14 protein-coding genes are annotated in these 12516 nt (G+C 37.6%); 12 read left to right on the top strand and 2 right to left on the bottom strand.

Annotated features, from left to right (window positions below):
- Positions 1-10: 10 nt before the first annotated feature.
- Positions 11-385 carry a hypothetical protein gene (locus IPM56_12910; protein ID QQS35144.1) on the bottom strand — a complete coding sequence of 125 codons (375 nt, stop codon included), beginning with the start codon at positions 383-385 and terminating at the stop codon, positions 11-13.
- 159 nt (positions 386-544) lie between these two features.
- Positions 545-3343 carry an excinuclease ABC subunit UvrA gene (gene uvrA / locus IPM56_12915; protein QQS35145.1) on the bottom strand — a complete coding sequence of 933 codons (2799 nt, stop codon included), beginning with the start codon at positions 3341-3343 and terminating at the stop codon, positions 545-547.
- A 165-nt stretch (positions 3344-3508) separates the two neighbouring features.
- Here uvrA and IPM56_12920 point away from each other — a divergent pair, with 165 nt between their 5' ends.
- From IPM56_12920 to IPM56_12975, 12 genes are all read left to right on the top strand, one after another.
- Complete coding sequence (locus tag IPM56_12920) at positions 3509-4387, top strand: hypothetical protein (GenBank protein QQS35146.1); 879 nt, start codon at positions 3509-3511, stop codon at positions 4385-4387.
- A 218-nt stretch (positions 4388-4605) separates the two neighbouring features.
- Complete coding sequence (locus tag IPM56_12925) at positions 4606-5487, top strand: Fic family protein (protein QQS35147.1); 882 nt, start codon at positions 4606-4608, stop codon at positions 5485-5487.
- A gap of 211 nt (positions 5488-5698) precedes the next feature.
- Positions 5699-7129, top strand: a complete 1431-nt coding sequence (locus tag IPM56_12930; GenBank protein QQS35148.1) for an amidohydrolase family protein — start codon at positions 5699-5701, stop codon at positions 7127-7129.
- 101 nt (positions 7130-7230) lie between these two features.
- The gene (locus IPM56_12935; protein ID QQS35149.1) at positions 7231-7845 is read left to right on the top strand and encodes a dihydrofolate reductase family protein; all 615 of its coding nucleotides are present in this window, start codon (positions 7231-7233) and stop codon (positions 7843-7845) included.
- Between the two features lie 33 nt (positions 7846-7878).
- On the top strand, positions 7879-8334 hold the full coding sequence (locus tag IPM56_12940; GenBank protein QQS35150.1) for a DUF1569 domain-containing protein: 456 nt from the start codon (positions 7879-7881) through the stop codon (positions 8332-8334).
- 140 nt (positions 8335-8474) lie between these two features.
- Positions 8475-8888 (top strand): DUF1801 domain-containing protein, encoded by a 414-nt coding sequence (locus IPM56_12945; protein QQS35151.1) that lies wholly within the window; start codon positions 8475-8477, stop codon positions 8886-8888.
- Between the two features lie 39 nt (positions 8889-8927).
- Complete coding sequence (locus IPM56_12950) at positions 8928-9503, top strand: DUF4256 domain-containing protein (protein ID QQS35152.1); 576 nt, start codon at positions 8928-8930, stop codon at positions 9501-9503.
- A gap of 24 nt (positions 9504-9527) precedes the next feature.
- Positions 9528-9920 (top strand): DUF1801 domain-containing protein, encoded by a 393-nt coding sequence (locus tag IPM56_12955; GenBank protein ID QQS35153.1) that lies wholly within the window; start codon positions 9528-9530, stop codon positions 9918-9920.
- A 28-nt stretch (positions 9921-9948) separates the two neighbouring features.
- Complete coding sequence (locus IPM56_12960; GenBank protein ID QQS35154.1) at positions 9949-10311, top strand: DUF2200 domain-containing protein; 363 nt, start codon at positions 9949-9951, stop codon at positions 10309-10311.
- Between the two features lie 101 nt (positions 10312-10412).
- Positions 10413-11321 (top strand): NAD(P)/FAD-dependent oxidoreductase, encoded by a 909-nt coding sequence (locus tag IPM56_12965; GenBank protein QQS35155.1) that lies wholly within the window; start codon positions 10413-10415, stop codon positions 11319-11321.
- Positions 11322-11487: 166 nt separating this feature from the next.
- The gene (locus IPM56_12970) at positions 11488-12066 is read left to right on the top strand and encodes a DUF1211 domain-containing protein (GenBank protein ID QQS35156.1); all 579 of its coding nucleotides are present in this window, start codon (positions 11488-11490) and stop codon (positions 12064-12066) included.
- A gap of 48 nt (positions 12067-12114) precedes the next feature.
- On the top strand, positions 12115-12513 hold the full coding sequence (locus IPM56_12975) for a bleomycin resistance family protein (protein ID QQS35157.1): 399 nt from the start codon (positions 12115-12117) through the stop codon (positions 12511-12513).
- Positions 12514-12516: the final 3 nt, after the last annotated feature.

Below are 12516 nucleotides of genomic sequence, written 5' to 3' on the forward strand. Positions count from 1 at the left end.
AGTGATTTATCTATGCTTCTTCACTTTCAAAAACTGCGTACGTGTCTTTAACAGGATAGCTTCTGTATGCGAATACGGCTGTTGAAACTTCAAGTACTAAAAAAACAAAATATGCGGCGGAATATTTTGCAATGAGATACTCATTCAAAACTATATATCTGGTCATCACGAGGATCAGAAATACCGCCCCGCCTAATACGTTTAACACTGCAGGTATGTAAGTCCATTTTCGTTTTTGCCATACACCGACAACAATCGAAAATGAAGTAAGCATCGGTATGAAACTTATAAATTCTTCTTCACTGCCTTGCGGGGTCATAAGAAAATCTACCAACAGCCATAGCGACAACACAAGGTGAAATAATATGATGAGATATCTTGACATGGTTACTTTTATAACTGCGGCAAATATAGCATTATTAAAATTAAATTGTGAAATGCTCTAATATCGATCGGCTCTCGTCACCCGTCGTCAGGCTCAGGGTGACAATTGAGAAAACCAGATCATTCCTTTCAAGATAGAATCCCAATCCAAATGCGCAGATTAATTAAGATACGACTTAAGATACTTTCCTGTATAAGATCCGGGAACTTCACAAATCTCTTCAGGCGTTCCTGCTGCGACAATCTCTCCTCCCTTCTCTCCGGCTTCCGGACCGAGATCAATTATGTGATCAGCACATTTGATCACATCAAGGTTGTGTTCAATAATTACAACGGAGTTTCCTCTTTCAATTAAAAGATTAAAACATGTAAGCAGTTTTGAAATATCATCGAAGTGCAAACCTGTAGTCGGTTCATCAAAAATAAAAAGTATATGCCGTCTTTCCCTTTGTGCAGTTAGATGCGATGCTAGTTTTATTCGCTGTGCTTCTCCGCCGGATAAAGTATTAGAAGGTTGTCCAAGTTTTATATAACCAAGACCAACATCAGATAACACCTGCAAATATTTTGTGATCTTATCATGCCCTTTGAAATATTCGAGTGATTCATCAACTGTCATCTCAAGTACTTCGACAAGATTCTTACCGCGGTAAGTAATTTCTCTTGTTTCTTTTTTGAATCGCGTTCCGTTACAGTCCTCACATTCAAGATAAATATCCGCAAGGAACTGCATTTCAACTTTTATGAATCCGTCACCCTGGCAGGTTTCGCATCTGCCGCCGGGAACGTTAAATGAAAAGTAACCCGGCTTATATCCCCTTGATCTTGCCTGGTGTGTTGATGCGAACAATTCACGTATCAGCTCAAACGCTTTTATATAACTTACCGGATTTGATCTCGGTGTTTTTCCAATCGGTGATTGATCAACAATTACAACTTCATCAATAAACTCGCCGCCTTTCAAACTATCATGTTTGCCGACTTTATTTGCGGTAAGTCCAAAATACTTTGCAAGCCCGCCGTAAAGAACATCATGAACTAACGTACTTTTGCCGGAACCGCTTACACCAGTGATCACCGTAAATTTGTTTAACGGAATTTCGAGATCAATATTTTTTAGATTGTTTTCTCTCGCGCCTTTAATTGAAATTGTCTTTGTCTTTTTTGTATTGCGTGATTTCGGCACAGGAATTTTTACACTTCCCGATAAATATTTTCCTGTCAATGATGATGTGTTCTTCAAAACCTCATCATAACTTCCCATCGCAATAATTTCTCCGCCGTTCTTGCCTGCATACGGACCCATATCAATTAGTATATCGGCTTCGTGCATCATCTCTGCATCGTGTTCAACAACAAGCACGGTGTTGCCGATGTCTCTTAAGTTTTTCAAAATGCCGATAAGCCTTGCATTGTCGCGCGGATGAAGTCCGATGCTCGGTTCATCAAGAACATACAGAGTACCAACAAGCGCTGAACTTAATGATGTCGCAAGATTTATTCTTTGTGTTTCGCCACCTGAAAGTGTACTGCTCAACCTGTCAAGCGTTAGGTAACCGATTCCCACATTATTAAGGAATGTTAAACGTTTAATGATTTCTTTAAGAACCTGGTCAGCGATTTTCATTTCGTACTCAGTGAGTTTTACATCACGGAAAAACTCAAGTGAATGTTCTATCGGAACGCTTACTATATCATAAATTGATTTGTCATTTATCTTAACCTGCAATGCTTCCCGTCTTAATCTTGATCCTTTACAAGCAGAACAGGTTGTATACCCCCTGTAACGGCTTAGCAGAACGCGTATGTGCATCTTGTAAGTTTTTGTTTCAAGCTTTTCAAAAAATTTATCGATGCCTTTATAAGTACCAAAACCTTTTTGAATAAGACTTACCTGTTCAGAAGTAAGTTTATTGAACGGAACATTAAGCGGAATGCCAAACTGTTTTGCGTTGTGAACAAGATCACGCAGATGAGTGCTGTATTTGGCTGTTCTGAAAGGTGCAATTGCTCCGTCAGCGATTGATAAATTCGGATTGGGCACAACAAGATTCATATCAATGCCGATTGTCTTGCTGAATCCCTGGCAAACAGGACAAGCGCCGAATGGATTGTTGAATGAAAAAAATCTCGGTTCGGGTTCTTCGTACTTTATTCCGCAGCATTCGTAAAATTTATTGAATTCGTGTTCTTCATTTGTTTCCGCGTTGATAAGAACTAACCTGTTCTCACCTTCTTTAAATGTTACTTCAATGCCGTCGGAATGTTTTTCACGCATTGAACCTTTTGTAACTTTTATTCTGTCAATGACAACTCTTACACCTTTTTTAGAAGACGGACCTTTTTTCTCCTCATTAAGATCAACCATTTTTTTATTGAAGTACAACCTGAAGAATCCTCTTTTCTTCAGCAATTCAATTTCTTCTTTTACAGTTCTGCCTTCGTGATCGTGAAGAGGAAATGTTAAATAAAATTTTGCCCCATCCTCCTGTTCCTCAAGCCAGTCAACAACCGTTGAAGTTGTTGCTTTCTTAACTTCCTTGCCGCACTGAAAGCATATTGTTTTACCTACACGCGCAAATAACAATCTTAAGTAATCATAAACCTCGGTGCTTGTGCCGACTGTTGATCGAGTGTTTCTCGCTCCCGTCTTCTGTTCAATGGCAACCGCGGGACTTATTCCCTGTATAAGATCAACATCAGGTTTGTTCATTCTTTCAAGGAACTGGCGCGCATAAGAAGAAAGACTTTCAACATAACGTCTCTGTCCCTCCGCATAAATTGTATCGAACACGAGCGATGATTTACCGCTGCCGCTTACACCTGTGAACACAACGAGTTTGTTGCGTGGTATTTCAAAACTGAGGTTTTTAAGATTATGCTCGCGCGCACCTTTTACAACTATTTTCTTTCCCGCGGAAGCGGGTAAATTTTTGTTATTATTTTTTTTATCTGGCATTTATACTTAACCGGTTTGAAAACTGAGTTACTAAAATAGTAATTATTTGTGAATGAGAGGTGGAGGAAAGAGGGATAAAATAATTGATAGGTAGAAAGTGTAATTCTTGAAATAAAAAATTTGTTGAAAATGAGAGTGTTTATGTGCAATATTGTGTAAAGAATTATGTTAGTAAACATTAAATCATTAGTGATGCGAAGAGTTCAAAAATTAATATTTGTTGCCTTTCTTTTATTGGCAAACTCTTTTAATTCAGCTCAAAGCATACAATCTGAATTTAGCCACATTGAAATTATTGTTGATTCAGCATCATTTGAAAAATTGGTTGCAAACGAGTTTATCTGGAGTGAACTTGCTAATTGTTTATATGACACCATGCTGGTTTCCCCATTGGTATTGAGTTATTACCTTTATGGACAAAGCAATTTCATTCATTTCAACCCCAACAGAGGCTATTTTGCTACCCAAAAAGGTACAGCTTATTTAATTTTTCAAACTAGACGACCTGGGCAGGGAAAGCTGTTAGAAGAACGATGGCGAAAGGTTGCGACTGATTCAATTGTTAGCTATGATTTTGAAGGCCCTGGTTTTACATTAACGGAAATCGTGTATAATCATCACGACCATCTTAGTAAAAAGCAGACTAATAATCTTGTACCGATGTTGAGTTCATACTCAGTCGAGACCTATCGAGAATGGGGGTTTGGTGATTCGGTAGAAGTAAGCATGGAGCAGTTTTTGTCGCAAGATTCTATAAATAAGAATAAACTGTTCGAAAGAATAATCTCAATTGATCTGGTAATTACGCAAAAAGAATTACAAGATCTTATTCCTGTTTTACAACTTGCGGGATATCAAAAAGAGAAAAATAAATTCATTAAGAGTAACGAGCCAACAATTTCTTATGTAGTAAATGATAATTTAAACATATCTAAAGTTGAAAAACTAACATTCAGTTTAACAGAAGATGCTGGTAAGAAAAGTTTCAACTTTGGTACTATTATTCTGATAATTAATAAAAAAAGGGCAGAGTTTTCCTTTTAACCAAACGACGACTAACAAGATATTTGCATGGCTGTTGATGGATTCAATTGAACATGTCTCATTCTACTGAACTTAAGTGATAAAAATCCCTAACTTTTGCAAGCGGCAAACTGTTAATGTCCATTGTAATGTGATACCGTAGCCAACTACTACATAACAAAATTTATCATAACTTTGGACAGAAAATTACGCAGTGACATAATAGAAGAAAATGAACTATGAGTAACTCAAAAATATCCATACGTTTTTTTAACGACCGTGAAGTGCGAGCCGTTTGGGATGAGCAAAACTCCAAATGGTGGTTTAGCGTCCTTGATATTGTAGCCGTGCTCACAGACCAGGACGACTATACCAAAACCCGCAACTACTGGAAATATCTTAAAGCGAAATTTAAAAAAGAAAAAAACGAGTTGGTTAGTGGCACTACCCAACTGAAACTTTTGGCAAGCGACGGGAAACGATATTTAACGGATATGTTAGACTACACCGGTATTGTTGCATTGGGCAAGTCATTTCCCGGTACAAAAGCAAACCGTTTTATAGAATGGTTTACTTACAGTGAAGAAAGCATAGACGGAAAAAGTAAAACAAAAGCGTATGCTTTGTTTGAAAGTTCTTTTATCAACAGCATTGAAGTTGGTACAACCAAAGGGCTGCAGCAAATACACGCTTATTTGTTTGGCGGGTTGTATGATTTTGCGGGACAAATCAGGCAAAAAAATATTTCAAAAGGTGGGTTTCAGTTTGCCATAGCCCGCTTTTTAGATAACACATTAAAGCAAATAGATGCAATGCCCGAAAATTCTTTTGACGAAATCATAGATAAGTATGTAGAAATGAACATCGCACATCCTTTTATGGAAGGCAACGGCAGAAGCACCCGGATATGGTTGGATTTGATACTAAAAAAACGCATCAAAAAATGTGTGGACTTGAGTAAGATAAGTAAGAATGATTATATGAACGCAATGAAGTTAAGTTCAACAAAAAGCAGCGTTCTAAAAACAGTTTTAAAAAAATCACTCACCACAAAAATAAACGACCGTGAAATGTTTATGAAAGGAATTGACTACTCATATTACTACGAAGAAAATAACTAATGATAGAACGGTAAAAAATATGGTAGCACCCAAAGAAAAAATGAAAAGCAAAATGATAAAATCGAAAAAAATGAACCGTCAACACACGCTCGGCGAAATGTGGGTTGACGTGTTCCAATTAAGTGTTGTGCTTCGTAGAAAGTCCGTTGGTGAAAATCTCTGTCTGCGGGTAGCTGCAAAACATTATGTGTAATAAAAACCAAAACGAAATATGAAAATAAAACACTTTGCCCTTTTTCTATTGGCAATTTCTTTTATTGCCGGTTGTAATAGCGGGCAGGAAAATAAGACAAACTTCAAAAGTGAGGCGTATGTTGGCGCAAATATTATTGACGGAACTGGGAATGATTGTAAGGAGAATATGACGATTATTGTAAAAGAAGGTAAAATAATCTCAATTGGAAAAAGTAATGAAATCGAAATCCCCATTGATGTTAAGATAATTGAAACCAAAGGGAAATGGGTGATGCCAGGCTTAATTGATATGCATGCTCATGTTACAATCTTGCCTGTTGACAGTAACTTGGTAATAATTGAAAAATACGATCAGGAAGCTTCTTTGGAAGCGCTTAAAACAATGCTGGCTTTTGGAATCACTACTACACGAAACCCGGCAGCTCCTACTGGTGATGCAATTGAACTGCGAAACCTAATAGCATCGGGCAAAGCAATTGGACCAACAATATTCACTACAGGATTTGCACTAAACAGAACCAAATCCTTTTTCGGACCATTTGCCGTCATAGTAACTGAAGAAGAGATAAGAGAAGAGATTCAAAATCAAGCCGAACAAGGTGTTGATTTTATTAAAGTCTATGGAAGTCTCAAGCCTGAACAAATTAAAATCGCCATAGATGAAGCCCATAAGCATGAAAAAAAGGTTATTGGTCATTTACAAAATACGACATGGACGGATGCCGCAAATTTAGGAATTGACTTTATAACACACGCAGCTCCCTGGAATAGTGAATATCTGTCTGAAGCAGCGAGAATTAATTACAGACCAACTTTCATTGGACGCTTGTATTGGCTTGAGAATGTTAATTATAACGATGCACCAATACAAGATATGCTCACGGCAATGTTGGAAAATAATGTGTCCGTTGATCCAACATTAATCGCCTTCCGCACAAAGTTCTGGGGTGATGATAAGTATTATACTCAAAGTAAATACCTTGATTTAGTACCCAAATTAGTTGCCGGCATCTGGAACAAAACTACTTTTACGAGTAGTTGGACTCCAGAGGATTATTCTCGTGCAAAAAAGCAATGGCCTAAACTCTTAGCTTTGACAAAGCTCATGTTTGACAAGGGCATTTTAATAACCGCAGGCTCGGATTTTCCAAACCCCTGGATAATTCCCGGAATTAGTCTGCACCAGGAGTTCGAGTTACTTTCAGAGGCTGGAATTCCCAATAATGAAATTATCAAAATAGCTACACTTAATGGTGCTATAGCATTAGGAATTGACGATAAAACAGGGTCAATTGAATTAGGTAAAGAAGCTGATTTGATTTTCCTGAATTCCAATCCACTTGACAACATCGAGAATACTCGAAGCATCGATTTCGTCTTAAATGATGGTGAAAAGTTTATACCTACAGAACTAAATAAGTACATAACAATGTTTAAGCGGTATTAAAACGACTGCTTATACTTGATCGTTGTTGGTCATTGTAAAAAGAAAGTAACAAACCCTGCCTACCGGCAGACAGACACACACAACAATAAAAAAGGAACTATATGTTGAACGAAGTGAAATCCCACGAAGCGGGAAGAAAAATAATTTCATTTATGCACATATCTCTTGATGGTTTTGTTGCAGGACCAAACGGAGAAATGAACTGGATTAAAGTCGATGAAGAAATTTTTGATTACGTCGGCAGGCGCATAAGCGAAGGCGACACGTCATTATATGGAAGAGTTACTTACCAGATGATGGAAAGTTACTGGCCCACCGCGGGTGACAAACCCAATGCAACCAAACACGATATCGAACATTCAAAGTGGTACAGCAAAGTTCATAAAGTTGTTTTATCAAAAACAATGAAAGGCACAAGCCTGCCTAATACAACAATTATCAGCGACAACATTGTTGAAAGAATAAATGAAATAAAACAATCCGGGAGTAAAGACATATTACTCTTCGGAAGCCCGTCTGCAACACATTCACTTATCCAACTGAACCTGATTGACGGCTACTGGCTGTTTGTTAATCCGGTTATTCTCGGACAGGGCATTCCATTGTTTAAAGACATCAAAGACAAAATAAATCTAAAACTTAAAAATACTCATCAACTTACCAGCGGTGTAACTGAATTGAATTATTTAGTCGATAAAACACAGCAAACAACCTGACAATTAATACGATCACTAAAACCGAAATAATAAATGAACAATCTATTCAACCAACCGGATGTATCAGAAATTTTTGAGCGGATCGAAAAACTGACACCCAACTCACAAAGAGGCTGGGGTAAAATGAATGTCAGTCAAATGCTGGCTCATTGCAATGTGTCAGTTGAAACAGCGATGGGTAAAAATTTTATCAAACGGCTTTTTATCGGCAGGATAATCGGGAGCTTAATGAAACCGGGTGTTCTCAGCGAAAAACCATTTGGAAAAAATTCCCCGACCGATAAAACCTATATCTTTACGGATAGGCACGATCTTGATTTTAATGAAGAGAAAACAAAATTGATTAAGTCGATCAACCAGTTTTATGAATGCGGTGTTTCTAAATGCACTACTCATCCGCACCCGTTTTTCGGTCATTTCAAACCCGATGATTGGGCTGTGTTTCAATGGAAACATCTTGATCATCACTTAAGACAGTTTGGGGTTTGATTTTTAAACTGAGTTCTCTTAATTAAATCTATGCTCTGATTGATTTGAGAAAAGTTTCTCAGTAAACTTTGAATCATTTTAGTTGTTATCTTCCTGTCACTCACAATTAAGCTTTTTAAAACACTAAAGGAAAATTCATCATGGGTAAACCAGCAGAAATAAAAACCAAACAAACAGATTTAAACGTTGAAGATTTTCTCAATTCAGTTAAGGACGAAGAACAGCGTAAGGATAGTTTTATCATACTCAAGCTGATGCAAAAAGTCACAAAGGAGAAGCCTAAAATGTGGGGCAGTTCAATGGTCGGTTTTGGAATTAAACGATATAAAAGTCCGGCGACCGGAAGAGAGGTTGATTGGTTTTTAATCGGGTTTTCACCGAGGAAGGCAAACCTTTCGTTACACCTTGTGCTTGATATTAAGAAGCAGGCAGCGCAGTTGAAAAAATTAGGTAAGCACAAAACGGGAGTCGGTTGCCTTTACATAAATAAACTTGCTGATATTGATGTAAAAGTTTTAGAAGGATTAATTGTTACGGCGATGAAAACTAAGTAAAAAAAATATTTATAAACCGGCAGCAAAGGAAAAATATCGATGGCTAAAAACAGCACTACAAAAAAAACGCTTTCCCAAAATCAGATTGAAGAACTGTTAACCACATTAAAATCGCGTTTTGAAAAAAATATGAACCGGCACAAAGGTATTGAATGGTCCAAAGTTCAATCAAAGCTGAATGCAAATCCGGATAAACTGTGGTCACTGTATGAAATGGAAAAAACAGGCGGTGAACCTGATGTCGTTGGTCAGGATAATAAATCCGGGGAGTATATTTTTTATGACTGTTCTGCTGAAAGTCCTGCAGGACGCAGAAGTTTATGTTACGATGCTGAAGCGTTAGCATCGCGAAAAGAACATAAACCTAAAGACAGCGCGGTTAATATGGCTGAAGCGATGGGAATTGAATTACTGACTGAAGAACAAACCCGTGAATTACAAAAACTCGGGGAGTTTGATTTGAAAACCTCAAGCTGGGTAAAAACACCGGATGCTATCAGAAAACTCGGCGGCGCTATTTTTTGTGATCGCCGTTACAATAGTGTTTTCGTTTATCATAACGGAGCTGAATCGTATTATGCTGCACGAGGATTCAGAGGATCCCTAAAAGTTTAATTCCTTTCATTTAGAAAGTAACTTATGCACAAAGACATCCAATCCTACAACAACTCTCATTCAAAAGATGAGAGAGAAATTTGCGACAAACTTGCAAAAGAAATAAGCCGCGGTTTACCGGAGGCGGAAAATAAAATATGGCATTCTCATCCTGTATGGTTCCTGGATGGCAATCCTATTGCCGGTTACAGCAAACAGAAAGCAGGCATAAGGCTTATGTTCTGGAGCGGTGCCGGTTTTGAGGAAGAGCAATTAAAACACGGAACAGGAAAATTTAAAGACGCTTCAATCTTTTATACATCTGTTGATCAGGTTAAAATTAAAGATCTAAAACGCTGGCTGGAAAAGTCGCGCGACATTCAATGGGATTATAAAAACATTGTAAAACGTAAAGGCAAGTTAGAGCGTTTAAAATAATTTTAGTGTCAACCAATTAAAAAAAGATATGAAAACAACACCAGAACATGACGAGCGAATTGCAAAAATGATATTCGCATCTGTATATCCGCACTACATCACAAAAGTTGAGAGTAAAGGCAGATCAAAAGAAGAATTGCACAAGGTGATTGAGTGGTTAACAGGCTTTGATAACAAAAAGCTTCAAACCCTTATCAACGAAAAAGTAACTTTTGAAACATTCTTCAAGAAAGCAAAATTAAACCCGAATGCTCATCTCATTACCGGAGTAATCTGCGGCTACCGGATAGAAGAAATTGAAAATCCGTTAACAAAGCAGGCCAGGTATCTTGATAAACTGGTGGATGAATTAGCTAAAGGCAGGGCGATGGAAAAAATTTTAAGAAAGTAAGTGACAGATAAAATCTCAATTACCGGTTGGCATTTCTCTCTGCTTCACCGGCTTGAGAATTAATTGAACCTCTCTCCTCTTCAACAACAACGGAAAAATAAATGACAGACAACTACAGTTTCGAAGTAATAATAATCGGCGGAAGTTACGCCGGACTTTCAGCCGGAATGGCTTTAGGCAGAGCATTAAGGAAAGCTTTAATAATCGACAGCGGTAAACCCTGCAATATTCAAACTCCGCATTCTCATAATTTTATAACTCAGGATGGAAGAACACCGGGTGAAATTTCTTCTGCAGCAAGAGCGCAGGTTGAAAAATATAATTCAATACAATTTTATAGCGGCACTGCTGTCAGCGGTACAAAAACAGAAAAAGGTTTTGAAGTAAAAACACAATCGGGCGACAGCTTCACAGCAAAGAAATTAATTTTTGCGACAGGAGTCAAAGACATAATGCCGGCAATCAAAGGATTTGCGGAGTGCTGGGGTATTTCAGTAATTCACTGTCCTTACTGCCACGGTTATGAAGTACGCAATGAAAAAACAGGAATACTCGGAAACGGTGATATAATATTTGAATTTTCTAAACTGATTAATCACTGGACAAAAGACTTAACTCTTTTCACAAACGGAAAATCAAAACTAACAAATGAGCAAACTGAAAAGTTAAAACAGCATAACATTAAAATAGTCGAAACTGAAATTGACATATTTGAACAAAGCAATGGGCAAATTGAAAACGTAGTATTCAAAGATGCTTCAAAAATTTCGATGAAGGCTGTTTATGCAAAAATTCCTTTTGAACAGCATTGTGATATTCCGAAACAATTGGGCTGCGAACTGAACGAAGGCGGTTATATTAAAATTGACCCATTTCAAAAGACAACCATTCCCGGAGTATTTGCGTGCGGTGATAATGTATTCGTTATGCGTTCGGTGGCTAACGCAGTCGCAATGGGAACACTTACAGGCGCAATGGTTAATAAAGAAATTATAGATGAAGAATTTTAATTCAAAGGAACCTGTCTCGGATAATAATTTGCTCACTGTCTGAGAGCCTATTTAATTGAACATTCAATTGCAAGACAAGCTGAAATTATTAACGAATTGAAAATATAGTTTTAGAATTTTGACAATAGATATCCAAAGTAATTGATAACATCAAAGAAAATACTATATGCAAAAAGGAAGACTTGAAGCATTCAGTGACGGAGTATTAGCCATCATCATTACCATTATGGTACTTGAAATAAAAGTGCCGCACGGTGAGCAACTTTCCAACTTGAGTCCCCTGGTTCCGGTGGTACTCAGCTACATTCTCAGTTTCATATATATCGGTATATACTGGAATAATCATCATCATATGATGCACACAGTTACAAAGATAACCGGCGGTATTCTCTGGGCGAATTTGCATCTTTTATTCTGGCTGTCTCTTGTACCATTTGTTACCGGCTGGATGGGAGAAAATAATTTCGGAACTCAACCGGTTGCCTTATACGGAGTTGTAATGCTGATGGCTGCAATCGCTTATTATGTTTTGCAGACTTTGATTATTAAATCACAGGGTGAGCATTCATTGCTCGCAAAAGCTATCGGGAATGATTTGAAAGGAAAAATTTCTCCGGTACTATATCTTGCAGGAATATCTTTATCATCAATCAGTTCAAAAATTTCCGGCGCGCTGTATGTACTAGTGGCGCTTATCTGGCTGATTCCTGACAAACGTATTGAAAAGATCATTCATCATAGTTAGTAAAAAACCTATACAAGAATATCGACAGAACAATAAGGAACTTCTGATATGAAAGTAAATTTTCATCCTGCATCACCAATTCTCCGTGTAGACAATATTGATAAAAGTATTGAGTATTACCTGGATAGCCTTGGCTTTAAGCTGGACTGGAACTGGGAGGATCGTATTGCATCAGTATCAAGACAGAAAAGTAATATTATGTTATCCTGCGGCGACCAGGGTTTGGGAAAGGCGTGGGTATATATTGGAATCAGTGATGTTGAAATGCTTTATCAGGAATATAAGAACAGCGGCGCAATGATAAGACAGTCTCCAAAAAATTTTTCATGGGCTTATGAAATGCAGATTGAAGATCTTGACTCAAATGTTCTACGTTTTGGTTCAGAGCCAAAAGACGGAGTACCATTCGGTCCGTGGCTTGATATGAATGGCAAACTGTGGGAGTAATTA

Source organism: Ignavibacteriales bacterium (assembly GCA_016700155.1).
In the GTDB taxonomy this organism is placed as follows: Bacteria; Bacteroidota; Ignavibacteria; order Ignavibacteriales; family Ignavibacteriaceae.